The sequence below is a fragment of the Microbispora sp. NBRC 16548 genome (genome assembly GCF_030268985.1).
Lineage (GTDB): Bacteria > Actinomycetota > Actinomycetes > Streptosporangiales > Streptosporangiaceae > Microbispora > Microbispora catharanthi.
In genome coordinates, this window is the sequence record NZ_BSSF01000026.1 from 1 (window position 1) to 23,715 (window position 23,715).

Below are 23,715 nucleotides of genomic sequence, written 5' to 3' on the forward strand. Positions count from 1 at the left end.
GGATGTGTCCCGACGGCGCCGACTGCCCCTGGCCGATGATCTCCTCGACCTGCTGGCGCACCCCCTCGAGACTGATCCCAAGGCTCTCCAGAGCCTTGGCCGCCACACCCTCACCCTCATGGATCAAGCCAAGAAGAATGTGCTCAGTGCCGATGTAGTTGTGGTTGAGCATCCGAGCCTCTTCCTGGGCCAGGACGACAACCCGCCGCGCACGGTCGGTGAACCTCTCGAACATCTCGTCGCTCCTCACAGAGCGGTCAGGCGAGCGCGGGAGATCCGGCCCGTCGTTCCGCATGGTAGCCCCGACCCAGCAAGCCGCTCCTTGGCAGAAGGGTTCCCCAAGCGCAGGGCGTTCATGCTCTATCCAACCCCCTGCTGGGGGTGACATGTTCCCGATACGCCGCAAGCGAACGAGGTTTTAAGGGAGCGCAAACACAATCGCGCGGTTATGCGATCGTCAGGTCCTCCGACGACCGCCATAACCGCGCGATCAAGGTGCGAGTTTGGAAGTGTCCCGCAGATCTTGCCGTAGCGAGCATCGTCTAGGCGGATGCATCGCGAGGCGGAGGAGGAGCCAATAGCGGAGCTATTGGCGCCGACTCCGCGCCCCGCGGGGATTCCGAGCCTGCGAGGAATCTTCGCGGGCAGGGCGACAACGCGGCGAGGCGCCGCCCGGGCGACCGCGGCAGGCAGGAGATCTAAGGGTCACGACCTAGTGCGCGTCCTCGTACGCCTGGACGATCGAGGCGGCAATGCGGCCGCGCTCGCTCACGGGGTGTCCGTGAGCCTTCGCCCAGGCACGGATCTCCGCGCTCTTCTCGCGGGTCATGGCTCGCTGGCCCCCACCGCCCGCACCGCCACGACGGCGCCCACGGGCCTGCCCGCTGTCCGCGCGCCGCGCGCTGCCGACGAAAGGCGACAGGGCCTCGCGAAGCCGCTTCGCGTTGCCGTCGCTCAGGTCAATCTCATATGACGTGCCGTCAATCGCGAAGGTGACCGTCTCATTGGCCTCGCCGCCATCGAGATCGTCGATGAGAATCACCTGCGTGTGCTTGGCCATCCGGCAATCCTTTCGCAGCCCATAGTTTGATTCGTCAGCCAAACATATACCCGGTTTCCCCTGGCTGACAATTCATGATTGCGGATTCTCAGGAACCTCTGAGTCCGGTGACTTCTCGCGTGGCTCCCGTGCCGTGCGGAGGCCCGCCGCGTCGGAACGTACCAACTTTACGATGCCGTAGACGACCGCGCCGGCGACGACCACGGAAGGTATCAAGGCGGACAATACCTCTGTCATTCTGCCTCGCTCGTGCCGGGGGTGTCATTAGGTGCACCCGAGGAAATTCCGAGGACGTGGCAAGGCTGCCGGCCTCTTGCCGGGCCGGGCGCCCTGATACGACCATAGCGCCGGGAGGGACCAGGCGCGCCTTCCGGGGTGCCCCTGGAGGGCTGGGGTAATCCTCGTCTCTCCAGCGGCCTTACCGGATGCACTCGAAATCGTACCCAGAATGCCGACCCCGGCGGTCACCGATCCTGGGCCGTCCCGCCGTTTCAGCCGCTTGCGCGCTTCCCCGGCGACGGCGGGCGGCGGGGCCGCACGCCTCCCGGTTCTGCCCGGCGCACGCCGTAGCCGCAGGTGAGCGGCTTGCCGACCAGGACGAACAGGCACGGGCGGACAAGTGTGAAGTGGCAAACACGTCCTGCGGAAAAGGCCGGACCGGGGACGTACGGCCGTTGAAGAGCTCGGCTGAAACGAGGAGCCCGCGTCACGGCGGCCGGATCTTCACAAGGGGCCCGGCAGCCTTCTCGTACGACCCGCACGCCTCGTGGGATATACGCGCAACCAGATCGCCACCGCCTGGAAGCCTCGTAAAAAGAGAGGACCGGCCGGTTCCATCAAGATCGACAGGCAGGTGGTCTGAAGATCGAAAAAAGGAGCGGGGGCACAATCACGTGGACGGCCCGGGCGGCCGCGGCGCCAGAGTTTCCCACGGCCAAACGATCCCCGCATTCCGCGGACGCCGCCTGCGGCCGGGTAGAGCGGGTGGGCTTCCGGGAGCGCCATAAGGCCCTGTGCTGCTCCATACGGCCCCATAAGCGCCCCTGACGGTTCCTTAAGCCGCCCGTGGACGGATATGACCCGGGGGACGGCGGGGGTGAGTCTTAAGGATTGGCGCCGGGGGCGGTCTCGCGGTCATTGGGCACCTCTCGGGACGGTGAACCCAAGCATGGCATGCCCGGGAGGCCCCGCAAGGATTTTCCGTCACAGCCGGGTGAGCGGACGGTGCGGACGCGGCCATAGCGACCCATAGAAAAACGGGGCCGATGGTCCGTTCCATCGACCCCGTCCGTCGTCGTTACTTGACCTTGACCACCACGGTGTTGGCGACCTTGTCATGCAGCGCCTGATGCAACGGCTTGTCCCACAACAGCCACAGCACGTTCAGAAGAGAGGCGATGCTCGCGAGGTAGCTGATAACGGGAATCCACTGCAGGAACTCGAAACCGTAGAGCACGCCGGCGCGCTTGAGCGCGGCGTCCTGGGGAAGCCCGCCCGCGTCGAGAGTGCCGCCGACCTGAACGACCTTGATGCCCATGACTTTCTTGCCGAGCGTCTGCCCCTGCGCCCGCAGCATGAGGAATTCATAGACGACCATGACGAGGCCGCCCAGGATCGCCGTGAGCAGTGACGCCAGGAAGTAACCGCTTCCGGGGTTGTAAACCCCGCTCGTGATGTCGATGCTCGCGTTGGTGACGACGATCCCCGTGATCACGAACGTGATGATCGCTAAGGGAATGCCGACGATCACGCCGTCGATGATGCGGGCGACGAGGCGCTGCCACCACTCCGCGAGCGGGGCCGGGGCGCCGGGCGGAACCGGCCCCGCGGCCCCGTACGGCTGGCCGAAGCCGGGCTGACCATAGCCCTGCTGGCCGTACTGCTGCTGCCCGTAACCGGGCTGCTGGCCGTACCCCTGCGGGGAGCTCGGCTGGGCGTACTGCTGCTGCCCGTACTGATCCTGGCCGTACTGATCCTGGCCGTACTGCTGCTGGCCCTGCTGGGCGCCGTAGCCCTGCTGGCCGTACTGCTGCTGCCCGTAACCGGACTGCTGGCCGTAGCCCTGCGGCTGGCTCTGCTGCTGGCTCTGCTGGGCGCCATAGCCCTGCTGCGGGCCGGTCTGGCCGTAACCCTGCTGCTGCCCGTAGCCCTGCTGCTGGCCGTAGTCCTGGGGGCCGGTCTGCTGGCCGTAGCCGCCCTGGGACGGCTGGCCATACTGCTGCTGCTGGCCCTGCTGCGCGCCGTAGCCCTGCTGGCCGTACTGCTGCTGGCCCTGCTGGGCGCCGTAGCCCTGCTGCGGGCCGGTCTGGCCATAACCCTGCTGGGCGTAACCCTGCTGCGGGCCGGTCTGGCCGTATCCCTGCTGACCCTGCTGGGCGCCATAGCTCTGCTGGCCGTACTGCTGCTGCCCGTAGCCCTGCTGCTGGGCGGCCTCCTGGCCATAGCCCTGCTGCTGCGGAGCCGGCTGACCGTACCCCTGCTGGGCGGCGTAGCCCTGCTGCTGGCCGTAGCCGCCCTGCGCGGGGTCGTGGCCGGGCGGCTGCTGCGGGCCCGTGTGCTGTCCCGAGTGGCGGTAGCTGACGACCGTGACGTCGGGGTCGTAGTCCTGGGGCTGTCTGTCCGTGTTGTACCCGGAGTTCGATGGCGGCGGTGGCGTTCCGTCCGACTCGTCCTGGGGGTACGGCGGCTGTCCGGTGCTCACCGTGTCACCTCGTTTCGAAGACGCATGCGCCGAACGTCTGTAGCACACGCTGATATTGCCAAAAGTAGCGACAGGTGTATCAACAGTCACCTTTGCAGTAGTCGACAACCACCGTCAAGATCATCGATCAATGCTCATCAATCGTGATCAATGGCGGTCGAGGTGCAGCAACATCCGGGTGTTCCCCAGCGTGTTCGGCTTGACGTGCTCCAGGTCGAGAAACTCGGCGACACCCTCGTCGTACGACGCGAGCAGTTCCGCGTACACCTCCTGGGAGACCGGGGTGCCCTGGATGGGCCTGAAGCCGTGCCTGGCGAAGAACTCCACCGCGAACGTGAGGCAGAAGACCCTCCGCACGCCGAGGTCCCTGGCGGTCTCGATGAGCGCGCCGACGATTCGATGGCCGATGCCTCCGCGGCGCGCCGCGGGGTCCACCGCAACCGTTCTGATCTCGGCCAGGTCCTCCCACAGCACGTGCAGCGCGCCGCAGCCGACGACCTGCCCGTCCGTCTCGGCCACCCAGAACTCCTGGACGTCCTCGTACAGCGTGACCGTGCTCTTCTTGAGCAGGCGGGGACCGACACCCGAGTACGCGTCGACGAGGCGCCGGATCGCCCGGACGTCCGGCGTCCTGGCCCGGCGCACCGTCACGGCCGTGGCACCCGACTCACTGGATGTCTGCGCGGCGACCTGCTCCATGACCGGCCAGCCTAGCCGGAGCGCGGCCGATCCCACGCGGCCGATCCCACGCGGTCGGCACGGAGCGTCCCCCACGGATAACGGTCATTCCCAAACGCCACAACTGACATGAGGTTTGACCGTCCGTAGCCGCCAGGATACGGACGGATGCACGCCCGCACCCTGAGGCGACCATCCAGGTTCGTCCCACTTTTTCCAGCCGTCCGAGCCGCACATCGAAACTCTCGGATCGCTCCAAACACACGTGAACGCGGACGCATCACTACCGAGCTCGTGACCCGACCGTGATCATTTGGTTGTCAAACGTAGACGGGTTTCGGAGTTCTGGTTGAGCAAGAACTCGCCGTGCACTATCGTCCAGCGACGATGCCGGTCATCGTGAGCGCTCACGGCGACCGGGCGCCGAATCTTCGAAGCACCGAGTGCGAAGGGGAGCCGGGGACCCAACTGCAGGATCAGGATCGGTTCGATCTCAGATCGTCAAGGGGTGAATCCACCAAGGTAGGGCTACTCCGGCCCGAACCCGTCAGCTAACCCGGTAGGCGCTCAGAAGTGCTCCGCCGTACGGCCCCGTCCCGACGACGGGCCCGCCGCGGAGCACACGTGGGAGAGGAGCTCGGTTGCGCACGCGTGGAGGACGGCCGGCGGGCAGGCACGCCCGTGGCCGACGGTCCGGATCCGGCACGGCCGGTCCGGGTGCCATCCGCCGTCTGGCGTTCGTCGGCGTCGCGATCAGCGCGATCACGTTCGGCGCCCCGGTGGTCCGCGCCACCGCCGACCCCAAGCCGAGCCTCAAGGAACTCACGGCGCAGGTCGAGAACCTCTACACCGAGATCGAGACCCTCAGCGAGCAGTACAACGGCGAGCGCGTGCGCCTGAAGGCGGCCGAGCGGTCCGCCGACCTCGCCAAGAAGAACCTCGCCAAGAGCGAGGCCGAGCTCGAGGTCCGCCGGCAGAAGGCGAGCGCTCTCGCGCAGCACTCCTACATGACCAACGGGCTCGGCAACGCGCTCGTGCTCATCGACAGCGACGCCGACCCCCGGCGCTACCTGGACCAGGCCTCCACGACGTACGCGCTGGAGCTGCAGCAGAGCCAGGAGGTCGCCGAGGTCACCAAGGCCATGGACGCCGCCGCACGGGCCAGGGAGAGCGCCTCCGCGCGGCAGGCCGAGGTCAAGAAGCTCCTCAGCGGCCTCGACTCGCGGCGCGACAAGATCACAAAGCTGATCAAGAAGACCGAGAGCAGCCTCTATCGGCAGGTCTCCCAGACGATCGGCCGCGAGACGCGGACGAGGACGTCGTTCCCCATCATCGGTGACGGCAAGGCCGCCCAGGCGGCGCGCTGGGCCCTCAGGCAGCAGCTCAAGCCGTACGTGTGGGGCGCCGAGGGGCCCGGCTCCTTCGACTGCTCCGGCCTGGTCATGGCGGCCTACCAGTCCGTCGGCATCAGCCTGCCCCACTACACGGGCGACCAGTGGACGGCCGGCACGCACATCCCCCGTGACCAGCTCCGACCCGGCGACCTGGTGTTCTTCTACCCCGACCTGCATCACGTGGGCATCTACATCGGCAATGGCTACATGATCCACGCGCCGCAGACGGGAGACGTCGTCCACATCGCGAAGATCGCCGGACGGCCGTTCGCGGGAGCGGTGCGCGTCGCCGACTGAGCCCCTCCTCCGCAGAGGGCGCCGGGCCCTTCCCCCGCAGAGCGAAGGCGGTCAGATGAGGCGGCGGCGTGCCGCCCAGGCGACGGCCTCGATCGCGGTCGCGACGCCGATCCGGTCGCAGATGCACCGCAGCCGACGCCGCACGGTGCGTCCGCTGACGTCGAGACTGCGACCCACCCGGTCGGCGGTCACGCCCTTGGCCAGCTCCGCGAGAAGAAGTAGATCCTCTTCGGTGAGACCGGCACGATCAAGGTCCGAGGCGAGACTGTCACCTCGGTAGACGACCTCGGGAATACCCATCGTCCGCCCTCCCCCACGACGATGCTTCGTCGGCCCACCCTTCAGGGAAGGTAAACGCCTCCCCGGAAGGTCGTCAAGGTTCGGAGTCGGAGCATCGGTCGTACGCCTCCCGGGCCGCCTCGACATCCTCCATGTGGATCTCGGCCCAGCGCTTGATCGCCTCCAGCAGCGGCATGAGGTCCTCGCCCAGGGGCGTGAGCCGGTAATCGACCCGGACCGGCACCGAGGGGGTGACCGCGCGGGAGACCAGGCCGTCGCGTTCCATCGTCCGCAGCGTCTGCGTGAGCATCTTCTGGCTGACGCCGGCGATCGTCCTCGCCAGCTCGCTGTAGCGGAGCGGGCCGCCGGCGAGCGCGGTGAGCGCCAGGCTCACCCACTTGTCGCTGAGCGTGTCGAGCAGCTTCCGCGACGGGCAGGTCGCGACGTAGGCGTTGTAGCGCTGACGCGCGTCCTCGCGCCGCTCGGCCGCCGTCTGAGTGGCCATCGTCTTCCCTTCTCCTCCCATACGCACTTTCAGGTGCCTTCTTACCGGGAGAGAGTAGCTCTTCATACGCTCCTTGCCATACCGCAAGGAGGAACTCATGAGAGCACTGGTGGCGCGAGACGGAGCCGTACGGGTCGTCGATGTGGCGGAGCCGGAGCCGGGGCCGGGGCAGGTGCGGATCAGGGTCGAGGCGGCGGCGGTGAACCCCGTCGACCTGCTCACGGCCGCGGGCGCCCTCGCCGACAACAAACTCATGCCGCACCAGGAGACGTACGCACTCGGCTGGGACGTGGCGGGCGTGGTCGATCGGACCGGCCCGGGAGTGACGGGCGTACGTCCGGGGGATCAGGTCATCGGGCTGTCGGACCGGCTGACGGACCCGCTCAAGGCCCAGGCGGACCTGGTGGTGCTGGACGAGACGGCGGTCGCGCCCGCGCCCGCCGGGGTGGCCGCGCCCGAGGCGTCGACGCTGCCGCTGAACGCGCTCACCGCCGTCCAGGCGCTCGACCTCGCCGGGCTCGCCGAGGGCGAGACGCTGCTCGTCACGGGAGCGGCCGGCGGCCTCGGCGGCTATCTCGTGGAGCTGGCCGTGGCGCGGGGGCTCAGGGTCGCGGCGGTCGCGGCGTCCGGCGACGAGCCGCTGGTGCGGGGCTTCGGGGCGGAGTGGTTCGTGCCGAGGGGCGCCGACCTGGCCGCCGCCGTCAGAGCCGCCGTTCCCGGCGGCGTGCACGGCCTGGTGGACGCGGCGGTCGTCGGCCTGCCCGCGCTGGACGCCGTGCGCAACGGGGGCGCGTTCGTCGCCGTCGGCGCCGGGCTGGGCCCCATCCCGCTGCGCGGCATCCGGGTCTCGACGGTGTTCGTCCGCGCCGACGCGGCCCAGCTCCGGGACGTCGCGAAGCTGGCCGAGGCGGGACGGCTGAGCATGCGGGTGGCCGGCACCTACTCACTGGAGCGGGCGGCCGAGGCGCACGAACGCCTGCGGAAGGGCGGCCTGCGCGGCCGGCTGGTCCTGCTGCCCTGAACTCCCCACCCGGAGTCCTGGCTTGCCCCGGCACACGACCGCGGGCCGGACGGCCATGCCGTCCGGCCCGCTCGCAGGAGATCGGACGCAGGGATCAGGAACGACCGATCAGGCGCGACCGAGCAGCTCGCGCACCCGGTCGCGGCCCACGGCCAGCAGCAGCGTGGGCAGCCGCGGGCCGGTGTCGTGGCCGACGAGCAGCCGGTAGAGCAGGGCGAAGAACGCGCGCTGGGCGGCCTTCAGCTCCGGCGTGGCCGCCTTCGCGTGCATGTCGAGCCCCGCCTGCACCTTCGGCACGCCGTAGACGAGCGTGGTCAGCCCGTCGAGCGACCAGTGCTCGTCGAGGCCCTCCGCCAGCAGGCGCAGCGACTCGCGGTCCTGCTCACCGAGCGTGTCGAGCAGTTCCTTGTCGGGCGTCTCGCGCACCTGCGTGCGCTCCTCCGCGGGCACGTACGTGTTCACCCAGTGCTGGGCACGGTCGAGCCGCGGCCGCAGCTCGTCCAGCCCGCCGATCTCCGGGTCGAACGCGCGCAGGATGCGCAGCGTCTGCTCCTCGTGCCCGGTGGCGATGTCCACGACCGAGGCGAGCGTCCGGTAGGGCAGCCGCCGCGGCGTCTCCGGCAGGGCCCGGGAGGCCGTGCTCGACGCGCGGCGGTAGGCCGACTGGTCGGCCGGCAGCGCCGTGCCGTCCTGCACCTTCCTGGTCAGCGTGTCCCACTCGTCGTACATCCGCTGGATCTCCTGGTCGAAGGAGACCTTGAACGACTGGTTGGGACGGCGGCGGGCGTACAGCCAGCGCAGCAGCGCGGGCTCCATGATCGACAAAGCGTCGGCCGGGGTCGGCACGCCGCCCTTCGAGCTGCTCATCTTGGCCATGCCGCTGATGCCGACGAAGGCGTACATCGGCCCGATCGGCTGCGGAGCGCCGAACACCTCGCGGACGATCTGGCCGCCGACGACGAACGACGAGCCCGGCGAGCTGTGGTCCACACCCGACGGCTCGAAGACCACGCCCTCGTAGGCCCAGCGCATCGGCCAGTCGACCTTCCACACCAGCTTGCCGCGGGTGTGCTCGGACAGCAGGACGGTCTCACTGTGGCCGCACACGCAGGTGTACGACATGGCGGTGGTCTCGTCGTCGTACGACGTGACCGTGGTCAGGTCGCGGTCGCAGACCGAGCAGTAGGGCTTGTAGGGGTAGTAGCCCCCGGCGCCGGAGCCGTCGTCCTCGCTCGCGGCCCCCGATCCCTCCAGGGCGGCGGCCTCGTCGGCGTCCGCGACCTCCTTGGCCTTGGCCTTCTTGGTGCGGTACTGGTCGAGGATCGCGTCGATCCGCCGCCGCTCGCGCATGGCGAGCAGCACCTGCTCCCGGTAGGCCCCTGAGGTGTACATCTGGGTCTGGCTGATGCCGTGGAACTCCACGCCCAGCTCCGCCAGCGCGGCGATCATCGGCGCCTTGAAGTGCTCGGCCCAGTTCGGGTACTCGCTGCCGGGCGGGGCCGGGACAGAGGTCAGCGGCTTGCCGATGTGCTCGTTCCAGGCGGGGTCGATGCCCACCGGAACCTTGCGGAAGCGGTCGAAGTCGTCCCACGAGATAATGTGCACGCACTCGTAGCCGCGCCGCCTGATCTCGTCGGCCACCAGGTGCGGGGTCATCACCTCACGCAGGTTGCCCAGGTGGATCGGGCCGGACGGGCTGAGGCCGGACGCGCAGACGACGGGTTTGCCCGGTGCGCGCCGTTCGGCCTCGGCGATGACCTCATCGGCGAAACGCGCCACCCAGTCGGCGTCCATCACGTCAGTCCTCTCTGAACGGGATCCTGCCTTCTATGGTCCCGTACGCGAGGGAGTCGTCAGGACGCGTTCCGGGCGTAGACCAGCCGCAGGCCGATCAGCGTGAGCCAGGGCTCGTGCACGTCGATCGTACGGGCCTCGCCGATGACGAGCGGCGCACCGGTGCCCGTGGCGACCACGGTGACGTCGTCGGGGTCGGAGGCCAGCTCGGCCGTCATGCGGTCCACGATGCCGTCGACCAGGCCCGCGAAGCCGTAGATGATGCCCGACTGGAGCGCCTCCACGGTGTTCTTGGCGATCACCGACCGGGGCCGGACCAGCTCGACCTTGTGAAGCTGGGCCCCGGCCGTGGCCAGCGCGTCCACCGAGATCTCCAGGCCGGGCGCGGTCACCGCCCCGACGTACTCTCCCCGGGCCGAGACGGCGTCGAACGAGGTGGCCGTGCCGAAGTCCACGATCACGCACGGCCCGCCGTAGAGGGTGGTGGCGGCGAGCGCGTTCACGATGCGGTCGCTGCCGACCTCCTTCGGGTTGTCCATCCGGACCGGGACGCCGGTGCGGACACCCGGCTCGACGACCACCGCCGTGACGTCGCCGTAGTAGCGCCGGGACATCTCCCGCATCTCGTTGAGCACCGACGGGACCGTGGAGCAGATCGCGATGCCGCTGATGTCGGCGTCCTTGAGCAGCGGCGACTGCCCGAGCAGACCCTGGAGCACCACCGCGATCTCGTCCGCCGTACGGCGGGGGTCGGTGGCGATCCGCCAGTGCTCGATCACCTCTTCACCCTCGAACAGGCCCAGCACCGTGTGGGTATTGCTGACGTCGATGGTGAGCAGCATTCCCTGATTATGCATCACGAAGATCTAGACCAAGGTCGAGTGCCGGGGCCGAGTGCGTGAGCGCGCCGACGGCCAGATAGTCGACCCCGGTATCGGCAACGGCGCGGGCGGCGTCCAGGGTCAGCCCGCCGCTCGACTCCAGCCGCGCCCGGCCGGCCACCAGCCGTACGGCCTCGGCGAGTTGGTCCACGGTGAAGTTGTCGAGCAGGATCTCGTCGGCGCCCTCGGCCAGGACCGGCTCGATCTGGTCGATCCTGTCCACCTCGACCTCGATAGGCAGGCCGGGGAAGGCCTGCCGTACGGCGCGGAACGCCTCGGCGACGCCTCCGGCGGCGACGACGTGGTTGTCCTTGATCAGGGCGGCGTCGTGCAGGCCCATCCGGTGGTTGACCCCGCCGCCGGCCCGGACGGCGTACTTCTCCATGGCGCGCAGCCCCGGCAGCGTCTTGCGGCTGTCGCGGATGCGGGCGCCGGTGCCCTCGACGGCGTCCACCCAGCGGCGGGTCTGGGTGGCGATGCCGGACAGGTGGGTGAGGAAGTTGAGCGCGGTGCGCTCCATCGTGAGCAGGTCCCTGGTCGCGCACCGCACGGTCATCACCACGTCGCCCGGGCGCACGCGGTCGCCGTCGGCGGCGTGCCGCTCGACCTCGACCGGTCCGGCGGCCTGGCGGAAGACGGTCTCGGCCACGGCCAGGCCGGCGACCACGCCCTCCTTGCGGGCCACCACGTCGGCGACGGCCCGCTGGTCGGCGGGGATGGTGGCGACCGAGGTCACGTCCTGCCCCCCGGCCAGGTCCTCCTCCAGCGCGGCGCGGACGAGACCGAGCACGGCGTCCGGGTCGAGGCCGGTCTTCTCCAGCTCGGTCCGCAGTTCCTCGTGAGGCGTGTACGTCAAGGTCAGTCCCTCCGCCGTCAGGGCGATGTCGATGTGCGCCCGCCAGTGGGCGTCGTCGCGGTCGGGGTGGTCCTCCCGCCAGTGCGAGCCGCGGGTCTCCTCGCGCACGGAGGCCGCGGCGACCAGCGCGGAGGCCACCGTGAGGAGGTTGGTCGCCTCCCACGACTCGGTGCAGGGCTCGACCGCGACCGGCGTCCAGCGGGCGTCGGAGAGCGCGCGGGTGACCTGCGCGAGGCTCCTGTCGCTGCGCAGCACTCCGGCGCCCCGGCTCATGTGGCTCTGGACCCTCGGCCGCGTACGCGGGTCCACCAGGCCCTCGGGCCGGTCGTCGGCCGGGACGGGCTCGCGCGGCGTGAGGTCGCGAGTCGGGTTTCCGGCCGCCAGATCGGCGGCGATGCGCTCGCCGTAGACGAGCCCTTCCAGCAGGGAGTTGGAGGCCAGCCGGTTGGCGCCGTGCACGCCCGTGCAGGCCACCTCTCCGCAGGCGTACAGGCCGGGCACGCTGGTCCTGCCGTGCAGGTCGGTGCGCACGCCGCCGCTCGCGTAGTGGGCGGCGGGGGCGACGGGGATGGGCGCGGTGACGGGGTCGATGCCGTGCTCGCGGCAGACGGCGAGGATCGTGGGGAACCTGGAGCGCCACTTCTCCTCGCCGAAGTGGGTGGCGTCGAGGTAGACGTGGTCGGCGCCGGTCCGCGCCATCTGTCGCATGATCGCCTTGGCGACCACGTCGCGGGGCGCGAGGTCGGCCAGCTCGTGCACGCCCTGCATGAAGCGCTCGCCGTTCGAGTCGATCAGCACCGCGCCCTCGCCGCGCACGGCCTCGGAGACGAGGGGCTGCTGGCCGGTCGAGCCCTCCCCCAGCCACAGGACCGTGGGGTGGAACTGCACGAACTCGATGTCCCTGACCACCGCGCCGGCCCGCAGAGCCAGCGCCACGCCGTCTCCGGTGGACACCACGGGGTTGGTGGTGGCCGCGTAGACCTGGCCCATGCCGCCGCTGGCCAGCACCACGGCCCCGGCCCGTACGGCGCCGACGCCGTCGCGGGCGCCCTCCCCCATCACGTGGAGCGTGACCCCGCAGGCGTGGCCCTCGGCGTCGAGGAGGAGGTCGAGGGCGAGGGCGTGCTCGATGACCTCGATGCGGGGCTCGGCCAGCACCGCCTCGGCCAGGGCCCGCTGCACCTCGGCGCCGGTCGCGTCGCCGCCCGCGTGGACGATCCGGTTGCGGTGGTGGCCGCCCTCGCGGGTGAGCTGGAGCTCGCCGTCGGTGTCGCGGTCGAACTCGGCGCCGTGGCTCATCAGCCGCTTCAGCGCGTCGGGGCCCTCGGTGACCAGGACGCGTACGGCCTCCTCGTCGCACAGGCCGACTCCGGCGACGAGCGTGTCCCTCAGGTGCTCGTCGGGGGTGTCCTCGGGGTCGAGCACGGCGGCGATGCCGCCCTGGGCCCATCGGGTGGACCCGGCCGACAACACGTCCTTGGTGACCACGAGCACCCGCGCCAGGGGGTCGAGTTCGACGTGGCGCAGCGCCACGGTGAGGCCGGCGATGCCGGACCCGATAACGACCGCGTCGGCCTCGACGGTCCAGCCGGGTGCGGGGGCGGTGAGTCTGCGTGCGAGCGCCACCATGAGGGGATCCCCTTTCGTCATAATGACGATAACGCCCCCCCGGCGATGGTGCCGCCCCGGCCCCTCCTACGAGGGGCACGGCCCAGGGTCGGTGCAGAGCTGGGCGGTCAGAGTGGCGCAGGCCCATTCCTCCCACCTGTCCGGCGACCAGCCGCGGTCCTGGACGAAGAGCAGGTACAGCTGCGGGCTGAGCAGGCAGAACAGCAGGTCCGCCGCCATCGCGACGGAGACGTCCGGCCGGGCGCCGGGTTTGCCTGCCAGCGCCTCGGCCGCGGCGTGCTGCACGATGTAGCGCGGATCGGGGCCGTCGGGCCACTGCGCGGCGATCTGCGGGTCGGCGGCCCCGGCGGACTCGATCATCGGCATGAGCGGGGCGACCCGGCCGAGGATCTCACTTGTGCCGCGCACGTGCGCCCGCAACTGACCGGCCGCGGTGGGCTCGGCGCACGCGGCGCGGAACCACTCACGGTCCATGACGGCCACCGGCTCGGTGTCGCCGGCGATGGACGTGTCGACGACGTCCTTGAACAGCGTGCGCTTGTTGCCGAAGACGAAGTAGACCGTCTGAACGGCCACACCCGCTCGGTCGGCGACCTCCTGCAGGCTCGTCGCCCCGTAGCCCTGCGCGACGAACAGCTCCCGCGCCGCCTGGATGACCTTCTCCCGGGTGCGGCGTGAGCGCTCCGCCCGTTTGTCCGGCCGCTTGACGATGTCCATGGCGCGAGTATATCTCTAGAGTCCATCACTAGAGTTTGACTCTAAGAATCTGGAGGAGCCATGGACAGGCCGAACACGGGCGCGGACGTTGATCAGGAGGAGGCCGTGCGCCGAGCGCTGGAGAAGTACTACCGGGACGGCAAGCCGCCGTGGGACACCGGCGTGACGCCGCCCGAGCTGGTCGCCCTGGTAGAGGGACGCGTGGAGGGGCGCGAGGAAGGGCACGGTGCGCTGCCGCCCGGCCGCGCCCTGGAGCTCGGCTGCGGCACCGGAACCAACGCGATATATCTGGCCCGCCACGGCTGGGAGGTCGTGGCCGTCGATCTGGTCGACCGCGCGATCGAGCAGGCCCGGGAGAAGGCCGACGCGGCGGGAGTGGCCGCACGGCTGCTGCACGGAGACGCCACCCGGCTCGACGAGCTGGACGCGCCCGGCCCCTACGACCTGTTCTTCGACCTGAGCTGCTACTGCGGCATCCCGCCGCACCGCCGCGACGCCTACGCCGCCGGGCTCACCCGCCGCGCCGCTCCCGGCGCACGTCTGCTGATGTTCGGGTATGGCCCCGGAACGCTCGACGACGAATTCTCCGGCGTCACCGCCGACGAGCTGCGTGCCAGGTTCGACGGCTGGGAGCTGGTCGACGTCACACCTGGGACGAACCCGTTCCCCACCTTCTGGTTCACGCTGCGGGCCGGGGAAGCCTGAGGCGCCGCGCCCGCTACAGGGTCAGGACCACGTTGTCGATGAGGCGGGTGGTGCCCACCTTGGCGGCCACGGCCAGGATCGCCTCGCCGCGGTGGTCGTCGCCGACCGGCGCGAACGTCGCGGGGTCGGCCAGGACCAGGTAGTCGAGCAGCAGCGGCGGGTCGAAGCGGGCGGCCTCCTCCAGCACGGCCCGGGCGGCGTCGAGGATCCCGGCCGGCCCGGCCGTCCGGGCCCGCGCCGCGCCGGCCCGGAGCGCCCGCGACAGCGCGAGCGCGGTGCGGCGGTCGGCCTCGGACAGGTACCTGTTGCGGCTCGACAGCGCGAGGCCGTCCTGCTCCCGCACGGTCGGGGCGCCGACGATCGACACCGGGACGTCGAGGTCGGCCACCATCCGCCGGATCAGCGCGAGCTGCTGGGCGTCCTTCTGCCCGAAGACCGCGACGTCCGGCCGCACCAGGTTGAACAGCTTGAGCACCACGGTCAGCACGCCGTCGAAGTGGCCGGGCCGGAAGGCGCCCTCGACCACCCCGCCCATGCCGCCGGCCGAGACCTCCACCTGGCGGTCCGGCAGGTACATGTCATCGGCCGAGGGCGCGAAGACCACGCCCACGCCCTCCTCCTCGCACACCCGAAGGTCGGCGTCGAACGTACGGGGATAGCGGGAGAAGTCCTCGTTGGGGCCGAACTGCAGGGGATTGACGAACACGCTCACCACCACGTGGTCGGCGTGCTCGCGCGCCAGCCGCATAAGCGACCGATGGCCCTCGTGGAGCGCCCCCATCGTGGGGACCAGGGCGATCCTCCCGGGGCCGAGCACGTCCCTCGCCTTGTCGAGGGCGGCGCGGTCGGCGGCGACGGTCAGGTCCATATGTTCCCTCCCAGGGCGTCGAGAAGGCGTTCGGCCGCCTCCGGCTTGAGCAGGCCCGCCGCGAGCGCCCGGTCGGCGGTGAGCCTCGCGAGGGCGACGTACGCGTCCGCGGCCTCGGGGGCGGCCAGGATGAGCGCGTCGACGTGCTTGCGCACGGTGCCCGCGTCGCCGCGCACCACCGGCCCGGTGAGCCCGCTGATGCCGAGACGCAGCACGTTGTCGAGTGCCGCGCTCAGCAGGGGGCCGAGCATCCGGCCCGGATGCTCCACGCCGATCTTCGCGAGCAGTTCCTGCGACTCGGCGACGAGCGTCACCATGTGGTTCGCGGCGCCGGCCAGGGCGGCGTGGTAGAGCGGCCGGTCCCGGTCGGCGATCCACACCGGCTCGCCGCCCATCTCGATCACCAGCGCCTCGGCCACCGGCCGCAGCAGGTCGGGCGCCGTGACGCCGAACGAGCAGCCGTTGAGCCGGGTCAGGTCGTCGCTCCTGCCGGTGAACGTCATCACGGGGTGCAGCGCGAGCGGCAGCGCCCCCGCCTCGGCCGCCGGGTCGAGCACGCCCAGGCCGTACGCGCCGCTGGCGTGCACGAGCAGCTTGCCGCGCAGGTCGGCGCCGGTGGCGGCGAGGCCGGAGACGAGACCGGGCAGCACGTCGTCCGGCACGGTCAGCAGCACGAGCTCGGACCGGGCGATCACCTCGTCCGGCCTGCTGAGCGTAAGGCCGAGGCGGTCTGCGGCCCGCCGCGCCGACGCGTCGGACACGCCGCTGGCCGCCACCACCCGATGACCCGCGAGCATGAGCGCGGCTCCGAGCACGGAGCCGACCCGTCCCGCGCCGAGCACTCCCACGGCGAGCCGCGCCGGGCGGTCACTTGTCTCCATGACGCCTCCCCTCGGTTCAGCGTAGCGGCGGCGCTCCCGCCGGCCCGGGCGTGGCCCAACGGTCGGATTTTGTCCCGTTTCTCACGGGCCTATGTTGAGCCATAAGTACGAAAGTGACTACTTTTCGTCACGGCACCGGCGTGTCGGTAACCTAAAGCGTCGTGGAGGTCACCTGGCGGGAGGCCATGCGGCGGGCGCTCTACGGCGCGGAGGGCTTCTACCTGCGTGAGCGCCCCGACCGGCATTTCCGCACGTCGGTGCATGCCTCGCCGGCCTTCGCCGAGGCCGTGCTGCGCCTGCTCCTGCGGGTCGACGCCGCCCTCGGGCGGCCCGACCCGGTCGATCTCGTGGACATGGGCAGCGGCAACGGCCTGCTGGCCGCCCGGGTGCTGGCCGCGGCGCCGCCGGACCTCTCGAAGCGGCTGCGGGTCACCGCCGTCGACCTGTCCCCCCGGCCCGGCGATCTCGACCCGCGCGTCGTCTGGGAGCCGGAGGCGCCGTACGGGGCCGGCGGCCTGGTGATCGCCAACGAGTGGCTGGACAACGTGCCGCTCGACATCGCCGAGATGACGCCGGACGGCCCTCGCCTGGTGCTCGTGGACACCTCGACCGGCGAAGAACGGCTCGGGCCCGCTCCCGGCCCGGAGGACCTCGCCTGGCTGGAGCGCTGGTGGCCGCTGCGCTCACCGGGGGAACGCGCCGAGATCGGCCGCCCCCGCGACGAGGCGTGGGCCTCGATGATCAGGCGGCTGGCACGCGGCACGGCGGTCGCCGTGGACTACGCCCATCTGGCCGGGCGGCGGCCCCCGCTCGGCACGGTCGCCGGATATCGCGACGGCTCGGTGGTGCCGCCGACACCGGACGGGTCGTGCGACATCACCGCCCACGTCGCGCTGGACGCCTGCGCGGCGGCCGGCGAGCGGGCGGGGGCGGAGGCGACCGCACTCACCACGCAGCGGGAGGCGCTGCGGGACCTGGGAGTCACCGGCGCCCGCCCGCCGCTCGCGCTGGCGTCCACCGATCCCGCCGGGTACGTTCGCGCGCTCGGCCGGGCCTCCCAGGAGGCGGAGCTGATCGACCCGGCCGGTCTCGGCGGCTTCGGCTGGCTCAGCCAGTCACGACATCGAGAGGAGAGATCTTGATCGCGAGAATCTGGCGCGCGAGCGCGACCCCGGAGGGCGCGGACGGCTACGAGCGGCACTTCACCGCGTCGGTCCTGCCCTCCCTGCGCGACGTGGACGGGCACCGTGGCGCGTACCTGCTGCGGCGGGACGCCGCCGACGGGCGGGTGGAGATCCAGGTCATGACGCTGTGGGACTCGATGGACGCGATCCGCCGCTTCGCCGGGGACGACCCCGGCACGGCCGTCGTCGAGCCCGCGGCCCGGGCCGTCCTGCTCGGCTACGACACCACGGTCACCCACCACACGGTCGCTCACCACACGGGCGCCCACCACACGGGTGTCGTGTCAGACGGTGACCTTCAGTGACTCCAGGCCGCGCATGATGTAGCTGGGCTTCCAGGCGGGCTCCTCGGCGAGTTCCAGCTTGGGCGCCAGCCGCAGCAGGGCGCCGAACGACTCCGCCATCTCGACCCGCGCGAGCGGCGCGCCGAGGCAGAAGTGGATGCCGGCGCCGAACGAGATGTGCGGGTTGTCCGCCCGGCCGATGTCGAGACGGTCCGGGTCGGCGAATACCTCGGGGTCGCGGTTGGCCGAGCCGAACAGCAGCGCGATCTCCACACCCCGGGGGATCGTCACCCCGCCGACCTCGATGTCCTCCAGCACCCACCGCTCGAACATCTGCGCCGGGGTGTCGTAGCGCAGCACTTCCTCGACCGCCGTCGGCATCAGGCCGGGGTCGGCGCGCAGCCGCTCCAGCTCGCCCGGGTTGCGGAAAAGCGCCCACCACCCGCTGCCGGTGGCGTTGACCGTGGCCTCGTGCCCGGCGTTGAGCAGCAGCACGCAGGTGCCGATCAGCTCGTCCTCGGTCAGCCGGTCACCGTCGTCGACCACCTGGGCCAGCGCCGAGATCATGTCGTCGCCGGGCCGCTCCCTGCGTGCCCTGGCCAGCTCGCGCAGGTAGCCGGCGAACTCCGTCGCCGCGCGTACGGCCGTGTGCTGGACCTCCAGCGAGGGGCTCAGCTCGTACATCCCGCAGATGTCGGCCGACCAGGGGCGCAGCAGGTGGCGGTCGGCCTCGGGCACGCCGAGCATCTCGGCGATCACGGTGACCGGCAGCGGCTCGGCCACCTCGGCCAGCAGGTCGCCGCCGCCGCGCTCGACCAGTCCCTCGGTCAGCTCGGTCGCGATCTTCCGTACGCGGGGACGCAGCGACTCGACCATGCGGGGCGTGAACGCCTTGGACACCAGGCGGCGCAGCCGCGTGTGGACCGGCGGCTCGACGTCGAGCATCCCGGCCCGGATCACCCGCCAGAACGGTTCCTGGAACTCCGGCTCGGGCTCGCGGCCGAACGCCTCGTGCGTCGCCACATGCAGGTAGGACCGGCCGAGACGCCGGTCGCGCAGCAGCGCGTTCACATCCGCGTGGCGGGCGATCAGCCACTGCCCTGTCGGCTCGAAGAAGCTGACCGGATCGTTGTCGCGCAGGTCGCGATAGGCGTCATAGGGGTACGCGATGAACTCGGAATTCCAGGGATCAAACTTCACAATGGACAACAATACGGATGAAAGGCCTCGCCTGGGAGTACGGGCGTGCGGGTCCGTCATGGCGTAGGTTGGGGCGATGCCGAAGCGCCGCGAACAGCATCGCAGGGAACCCCGCGAACTCGGCGAGTTGCCCTATGCCGATCACCTCGAACCGTTCGAGGGCCGGCTCACTCAGGGCGGCGACTACGACACGGTCCTGTTCGACGGGCGGGAGTTCGAGGACGCCGAGGCGTCCAACGCCCGGTTCATGGAGTCGGCGTTCGCCTCGGTGACGTTCGCCGGCGGCCGATTCCGGCGCGCCCGGTTCTCGGACGTGTGGCTGAACGGCGTGCGCTGGGTGGGCGGCGACCTCACCGAGTCCGTCTGGGCGGACGCGGAGATCGTCATGAGCGCCCCGGCCGGCACGGCGCTGCCCGGCGCCGAGATGAACCACGTGCTCTTCCACCGATGCAAGCTCGACTCGGTCAACCTCCGCGCGGCCGACCTGCGGGAGGTCTCGTTCGTCGAGTGCACGCTGCGCGACGTGGACTTCGCGGGCGCCACGCTGACCGGCGTCGCCTTCCCCGGCTCCACGCTGGAACGGGTGCGGTTCGACAAGGCGCGCATGTCCCGCGTCGACCTGCGCGGCGCCGTGTCCCTCGGCATCTCCGACGGCTACGACGCGCTGCGCGGCGCGACCATCAGCGGCGTCCAGCTGATGGAACTCGCGCCGATGTTCGCCCACATCCTGGGTGTCACGGTCGACAACGACTGACTTCGCTCGGGTCGTCCGCACTTGCGGCCGGAGGGCGGTGTCGGGTTATAGTGCCGTCCAGGTCATGAGTGCCAGCGTCAAGCCCCGGCTTGCTGGCCGGCAACCCTCGCGCTCGCGGCGGGGTGCCCCGGGTGAGGACCGGGTCCGGCACGAGGTGTGCCGGGCAAGCGCGGGCTCCGCCTTTCCGATGCCATGGCCGGGGTCCCGACCCCGAGGAGGCATGGCGTTGTCCGCACTCACCTTCGTCCAGCAGGCCGTCAACCGCATCTCCGAGCCCGTGCGCCTACCGGCTGTCGTGGGCGCCGACCTGGAGGTGCCGGTCAGGGGCGGCAGGCTCGTGTCGTACGCGAACCTCGATTACGCGGCGAGCGCGCCCTGTCTCGAGCCGGTGAACGCCGCCGTCGCGGCGGCGCTGCCGGCCTACTCCAGCGTCCACCGGGGTGCGGGCTACGCCTCGCAGCTCACGACGGCCAGGTATGAGCAGGCCAGGCACACCGTGCGGGCCTTCGTCGGCGCCCGCCCCGGCGACGCGCTGGTCTTCGTGCGCAACACGACCGACGCCATGAACCTGCTGGCCCGCAGCCTCCCCGAGGGCACCACCGTCGTCGTGTTCGAGACCGAGCACCACGCATCTCTGCTGCCCTGGCCGAACGCCGTACGGCTCGCGCCGCCCGCCTTCCCCGGCGAGGCGATCCGGGCGGCCGACGAGGCGCTGGCCGCGATCGACGGCCCGGCCCTGCTCGTCGTGACCGCCGCCTCCAACGTGACGGGCGAGCTGTGGCCGATCGCCGGGCTGGCCCACATCGCGCACCGGCACGGCGCGCGGATCGCCGTGGACGCCGCCCAGCTCGTCCCCCACCGCGAGCTCAACCTGGCCGCGCTCGACCTCGACTACGTGGCCTTCTCCGGGCACAAGCTCTACGCCCCGTTCGGCGCCGGGGTGCTCGTGGGCCGCCCCGACTGGCTCGCCGACGCCGATCCGTACCTGCGCGGCGGCGGAGCCGTACAGGCGGTGGGCGAGACCACCGAGTGGAGCGACGACCCCGAGACGCGGCACGAGGCGGGCACCCCCAACGTGCTCGGCGCGATCGCGCTCGCCGCCGCCTGCGACGCGCTGACCGCGACCGGCTGGACCGCGCTGGTGCGGGAGGAGGAGCGGCTGCTCGCCCGCCTGCGCGCCGGGCTCGCCGCGATCCCCGGCGTACGCGAGCTGTCGCTGTGGGGCCAGGACCACCCGCGCGTCGGCATCGTGTCGTTCACCGTCGAGGGCCGTACGGCCCGCGAGGTCGCCGAGGCGCTGTCGGCCGAGTGGGGCATCGGCGTCAGGGACGGCAAGTTCTGCGCCCACCCGTTCGTCCGCCACCTCCTCGGCGGCGGTGAGGACGGCGGCTGCGCGGACGGCACGTTCAGCGCCGTACGCGCCTCGGTCGGCATCGGCACGACCACCGAACACGTCGACCGCCTCGTCGAGGCCCTACGCGAGATCGCCACCGCCTGAAGACGGAAAGTGAGTTGGGGATCTCGCCCAAGAGGTCCCCAATCAAGCGGCATCCGTCGACTTCTCGCTGACAGGCAGGCGCAACGTCCGATCGCCGAAGTCGACGACCAGGTCCAAGCGGGCCCCGAGCGCCTCCACATAGCGAGCGATGACCTCGAGGGATGTGACCTCTCCATGCTCGATCTGTGAGATCCGGGCAACGCTCAGACCCATGACAGCCGCGACATCCCTCTGGCCGAGCCCAAGTTGCTTTCGCGCCTCGGCGAGCTGATGACCGCGCGCCTCGGCGAGAAGCTTTCTGGCGCCCTGCTCGATTACGGAAGGAGAGACGCCGGCCTCGTGCAGTTCCCGCTCAAGGTCAGCCCAGTCCCCCGGCACCCTCTTCGACATATTCACTCCTCTTCGTCGCTGGTGTAGTCGAGGTACAGCTGTATGGCCAGGGGGATGTTCTCCTTGTACCACCGGTTCCAGTTGCCGGCTTTGTCGCCGCCGAGCAGCAGCAGCGCCGCCCGGGCGGGGTCGAAGGCGAAGATGATCCTGATCTCCGATCGCCCACGCGATCCCGGACGTAGTTCCTTGAGATGGTGCAGGGAGCTTCCCTTGAGCCGGTCGACGAGAGGCCTGCCCAACGTTGGCCCCTCCTCCCGGAGAGCGGCGACGGCCTGAGCGACCTGGATCGCCGAGTCAAGATCCTCCTTGAGGAGCGTCCTGAACCAGGCGGCGTACTCATCTGTGACCTTCACCGTCCAAGCCAAGAGTGCCCTCCCCGAAATCAAGGCTAGCCTTAAGCCGGACAGCAGGCTACTGCCGTAGGCATGGGACGACGGTCGAGTTTGACTGATGCCTTCGCCGTCTTCGCTCCCACGTGATGAGCGTGAAAGCATGGACGGCATGACGACCGAGCAGGAGGGCGGGCGCCGGGAACGCATCGTGGGGATCGGCGCGGGAGCCGACGCCGTGCAGGCGAGGGAGCTGGCCACCGAGGACATGATCCTCAACATCGGCCCGCAGCACCCCTCCACCCACGGCGTGCTGCGGCTGCGGCTCGTCCTCGACGGCGAGCGCATCACGGCCGCCGAGCCGATCGTCGGCTACATGCACCGCGGCGCGGAGAAGCTGTTCGAGGTGCGCGACTACCGGCAGATCATCGTGCTCGCCAACCGGCACGACTGGCTGTCGGCGTTCGCCAACGAGCTGGGCGTCGTGCTCGCGGTCGAGCGCATGCTGGGCATGCAGCCCCCGCCCAGGGCGGTGTGGGCCAGGACGCTGCTGGCCGAGCTCAACCGCGTGCTCAGCCATCTGATGTTCCTCGGCAGCTATCCCCTGGAGCTCGGCGCGATCACGCCGGTCTTCTACGCCTTCCGCGAGCGGGAGACCCTGCAGCACGTGATGGAGGAGATCTCCGGCGGCCGCATGCACTACATGTTCAACCGGGTGGGCGGGCTGAAGGAGGAGTTGCCCCTGGGCTGGCTCGACCGCGTCACGGCCGCCGTCGCGGCCGTGCGGCGGCGGCTGCCCGACATCGAGGAACTGATCGCCGGCAACGAGATCTTCCTGGCGCGCACCCGCGGCGTCGGCGTGCTCGACCGAGAGACGATCATGCAGTACGGCGTGAGCGGCCCCATCGCGCGGGCCTCGGGCGTCGACTTCGACCTGCGGCGCGACGAGCCCTACCTGGCGTACGGCGAGCTGCCGGTAAAGGTCGTGACCCGGTCGGCCGGGGACTGCCAGGCCCGGTTCCAGGTGCTGCTCGAACAGGTCAAGGTCTCCCTCGACCTGGCCGACGCCTGCGTCGAGCGCCTGCGGCACCTGCCGCCGGGACCGATCAACCAGCGGCTGCCGAAGGTGCTGAAGGCGCCCGAGGGCCACACGTACGCCTGGACGGAGAATCCGCTCGGCCTGAACGGCTACTACCTCGTGTCGCGGGGCGAGAAGACGCCGTGGCGGCTCAAGCTGCGCAGCGCCTCCTACAACAACATCCAGGTGCTGCGGGAGATGCTGCCGGGCAACCTGGTCGCCGACATGATCGCGATCCTCGGCTCGATGTTCTTCGTGGTGGGCGACATCGACAAGTAGGGGTCACGCCTCCCCGGAGGGCTTGCCGGGCACCCGGCAGCAGTGCTCGAGGAACAGCGCCGCGCAGATCAGGATCACGCAGGCCACGAATGATCCGCCGCCGATCAACGCGTCCTGGCGGGGCTTGTCCAGGTCGAGCAGTTCGAGCACGTGCACCACGAACCCGGCGAAGATGCCGCCGAACGCCGCCCCGACGTACGCCGTGGCCTTGGCCAGCGCCGCCAGGCGGGCGACGGCCAGCGGCTCGACGGGCTTGGTGTGCGGGCGGCGCAGGATCCTCGCCCGGGTCAGCCAGCCCGTGTACGCCTCGCCGACGGCCAGCAGCAGCGTGGTGGGGATCGCGGTCCACGGCAGGGTCGGCACCACGGAGTAGAACTGCCGCAGCAGCCCCCAGGTGAGCAAGGCGAACACGACCACGAGACCGACGAGCACGCCGGGATTGCTGGGCTTCAC

24 protein-coding genes and 2 riboswitches are annotated in these 23,715 nt (G+C 70.7%); of the genes, 8 read left to right on the forward strand and 16 right to left on the reverse strand.

Annotated elements, in window-relative coordinates:
- The 4 genes from QSK36_RS40055 to QSK36_RS40070 form a co-directional block, all read right to left on the reverse strand.
- Nucleotides 1-235: Clp protease N-terminal domain-containing protein (locus QSK36_RS40055; protein ID WP_285781838.1), on the reverse strand; the 235-nt coding region annotated here is incomplete at its 3' end.
- 477 nt (nt 236-712) lie between these two features.
- Entirely contained in the window at nt 713-1,060 is a 348-nt protein-coding gene (locus QSK36_RS40060; RefSeq protein WP_139580912.1) for a histone-like nucleoid-structuring protein Lsr2, read from the reverse strand.
- A 1,297-nt stretch (nt 1,061-2,357) separates the two neighbouring features.
- Nucleotides 2,358-3,761, reverse strand: a complete 1,404-nt coding sequence (locus QSK36_RS40065) for an RDD family protein (protein ID WP_285786016.1) — start codon at nt 3,759-3,761, stop codon at nt 2,358-2,360.
- Nucleotides 3,762-3,908: 147 nt separating this feature from the next.
- Nucleotides 3,909-4,460 carry an amino-acid N-acetyltransferase gene (locus QSK36_RS40070; protein WP_139580276.1) on the reverse strand — a complete coding sequence of 184 codons (552 nt, stop codon included), beginning with the start codon at nt 4,458-4,460 and terminating at the stop codon, nt 3,909-3,911.
- Nucleotides 4,461-4,866: 406 nt separating this feature from the next.
- A riboswitch (cyclic di-AMP (ydaO/yuaA leader) is annotated at nt 4,867-5,020 on the forward strand.
- Between the two features lie 60 nt (nt 5,021-5,080).
- Between QSK36_RS40070 and QSK36_RS40075 the strand changes: the two genes are divergently transcribed.
- Nucleotides 5,081-6,130, forward strand: a complete 1,050-nt coding sequence (locus tag QSK36_RS40075; protein ID WP_259405803.1) for a C40 family peptidase — start codon at nt 5,081-5,083, stop codon at nt 6,128-6,130.
- A gap of 51 nt (nt 6,131-6,181) precedes the next feature.
- On the opposite strand, the gene QSK36_RS40080 is transcribed toward QSK36_RS40075, so the two are convergent.
- Entirely contained in the window at nt 6,182-6,430 is a 249-nt protein-coding gene (locus QSK36_RS40080) for a helix-turn-helix domain-containing protein (protein ID WP_139580277.1), read from the reverse strand.
- A 73-nt stretch (nt 6,431-6,503) separates the two neighbouring features.
- The gene (locus QSK36_RS40085) at nt 6,504-6,914 is read right to left on the reverse strand and encodes a winged helix-turn-helix transcriptional regulator (RefSeq protein ID WP_139580278.1); all 411 of its coding nucleotides are present in this window, start codon (nt 6,912-6,914) and stop codon (nt 6,504-6,506) included.
- A 97-nt stretch (nt 6,915-7,011) separates the two neighbouring features.
- On the opposite strand from QSK36_RS40085, the gene QSK36_RS40090 reads away from it, so the two are divergent.
- Complete coding sequence (locus QSK36_RS40090; RefSeq protein ID WP_285786017.1) at nt 7,012-7,935, forward strand: NADP-dependent oxidoreductase; 924 nt, start codon at nt 7,012-7,014, stop codon at nt 7,933-7,935.
- Between the two features lie 108 nt (nt 7,936-8,043).
- Here the strand turns inward: QSK36_RS40090 and lysS are convergent, their stop codons facing one another.
- From lysS to QSK36_RS40110, 4 genes are read right to left on the reverse strand one after another with little or no spacing between them, the layout of a single operon-like run.
- Nucleotides 8,044-9,729 carry a lysine--tRNA ligase gene (lysS, locus tag QSK36_RS40095; RefSeq protein WP_285786018.1) on the reverse strand — a complete coding sequence of 562 codons (1,686 nt, stop codon included), beginning with the start codon at nt 9,727-9,729 and terminating at the stop codon, nt 8,044-8,046.
- 59 nt (nt 9,730-9,788) lie between these two features.
- Nucleotides 9,789-10,571 (reverse strand): type III pantothenate kinase, encoded by a 783-nt coding sequence (locus QSK36_RS40100; RefSeq protein ID WP_079319601.1) that lies wholly within the window; start codon nt 10,569-10,571, stop codon nt 9,789-9,791.
- A gap of 7 nt (nt 10,572-10,578) precedes the next feature.
- Complete coding sequence (locus tag QSK36_RS40105) at nt 10,579-13,116, reverse strand: L-aspartate oxidase (RefSeq protein ID WP_285786019.1); 2,538 nt, start codon at nt 13,114-13,116, stop codon at nt 10,579-10,581.
- A 45-nt stretch (nt 13,117-13,161) separates the two neighbouring features.
- A complete protein-coding gene (locus QSK36_RS40110) occupies nt 13,162-13,812 on the reverse strand; it encodes a TetR/AcrR family transcriptional regulator (protein ID WP_285786020.1) in 651 nt (216 codons plus the stop codon).
- Nucleotides 13,813-13,872: 60 nt separating this feature from the next.
- Between QSK36_RS40110 and QSK36_RS40115 the strand changes: the two genes are divergently transcribed.
- A complete protein-coding gene (locus QSK36_RS40115; protein ID WP_285786021.1) occupies nt 13,873-14,517 on the forward strand; it encodes a class I SAM-dependent methyltransferase in 645 nt (214 codons plus the stop codon).
- A gap of 13 nt (nt 14,518-14,530) precedes the next feature.
- Here the strand turns inward: QSK36_RS40115 and panC are convergent, their stop codons facing one another.
- Both panC and QSK36_RS40125 read right to left on the reverse strand, forming a co-directional pair.
- On the reverse strand, nt 14,531-15,385 hold the full coding sequence (gene panC, locus QSK36_RS40120) for a pantoate--beta-alanine ligase (RefSeq protein WP_285786022.1): 855 nt from the start codon (nt 15,383-15,385) through the stop codon (nt 14,531-14,533).
- Nucleotides 15,376-16,266: a Rossmann-like and DUF2520 domain-containing protein gene (locus QSK36_RS40125; RefSeq protein WP_139580285.1), complete on the reverse strand. Its 891-nt coding sequence runs from the start codon at nt 16,264-16,266 to the stop codon at nt 15,376-15,378. The genes panC and QSK36_RS40125 overlap by 10 nt, the downstream gene beginning before the upstream one ends.
- Nucleotides 16,267-16,427: 161 nt before the next feature.
- Here QSK36_RS40125 and QSK36_RS40130 point away from each other — a divergent pair, with 161 nt between their 5' ends.
- Entirely contained in the window at nt 16,428-17,408 is a 981-nt protein-coding gene (locus tag QSK36_RS40130; protein WP_285786023.1) for an SAM-dependent methyltransferase, read from the forward strand.
- On the forward strand, nt 17,405-17,755 hold the full coding sequence (locus tag QSK36_RS40135; RefSeq protein ID WP_183543313.1) for an antibiotic biosynthesis monooxygenase family protein: 351 nt from the start codon (nt 17,405-17,407) through the stop codon (nt 17,753-17,755). The genes QSK36_RS40130 and QSK36_RS40135 overlap by 4 nt, the downstream gene beginning before the upstream one ends.
- Here the strand turns inward: QSK36_RS40135 and QSK36_RS40140 are convergent.
- Nucleotides 17,735-18,934: a cytochrome P450 gene (locus QSK36_RS40140; RefSeq protein ID WP_285786024.1), complete on the reverse strand. Its 1,200-nt coding sequence runs from the start codon at nt 18,932-18,934 to the stop codon at nt 17,735-17,737. The two genes, QSK36_RS40135 and QSK36_RS40140, sit on opposite strands and share 21 nt — an antisense overlap.
- 76 nt (nt 18,935-19,010) lie before the next feature.
- On the opposite strand from QSK36_RS40140, the gene QSK36_RS40145 reads away from it, so the two are divergent.
- On the forward strand, nt 19,011-19,688 hold the full coding sequence (locus QSK36_RS40145) for a pentapeptide repeat-containing protein (protein WP_183543309.1): 678 nt from the start codon (nt 19,011-19,013) through the stop codon (nt 19,686-19,688).
- 60 nt (nt 19,689-19,748) lie between these two features.
- Nucleotides 19,749-19,864, forward strand: a riboswitch (SAM riboswitch).
- A 50-nt stretch (nt 19,865-19,914) separates the two neighbouring features.
- Nucleotides 19,915-21,186: an aminotransferase class V-fold PLP-dependent enzyme gene (locus QSK36_RS40150; protein ID WP_502883447.1), complete on the forward strand. Its 1,272-nt coding sequence runs from the start codon at nt 19,915-19,917 to the stop codon at nt 21,184-21,186.
- 42 nt (nt 21,187-21,228) lie between these two features.
- Here the strand turns inward: QSK36_RS40150 and QSK36_RS40155 are convergent, their stop codons facing one another.
- Nucleotides 21,229-21,576, reverse strand: a complete 348-nt coding sequence (locus QSK36_RS40155; RefSeq protein WP_139580291.1) for a helix-turn-helix domain-containing protein — start codon at nt 21,574-21,576, stop codon at nt 21,229-21,231.
- Between the two features lie 2 nt (nt 21,577-21,578).
- Nucleotides 21,579-21,929, reverse strand: coding sequence for a type II toxin-antitoxin system RelE/ParE family toxin (locus QSK36_RS40160; RefSeq protein ID WP_285786026.1), 351 nt, complete (start codon nt 21,927-21,929; stop codon nt 21,579-21,581).
- 139 nt (nt 21,930-22,068) lie between these two features.
- Between QSK36_RS40160 and QSK36_RS40165 the strand changes: the two genes are divergently transcribed.
- Nucleotides 22,069-23,262, forward strand: a complete 1,194-nt coding sequence (locus tag QSK36_RS40165; RefSeq protein ID WP_502883446.1) for an NADH-quinone oxidoreductase subunit D — start codon at nt 22,069-22,071, stop codon at nt 23,260-23,262.
- Nucleotides 23,263-23,265: 3 nt separating this feature from the next.
- Here QSK36_RS40165 and QSK36_RS40170 read toward each other — a convergent pair whose 3' ends face one another.
- Nucleotides 23,266-23,715: a DUF3180 domain-containing protein gene (locus tag QSK36_RS40170; protein ID WP_139580293.1), complete on the reverse strand. Its 450-nt coding sequence runs from the start codon at nt 23,713-23,715 to the stop codon at nt 23,266-23,268.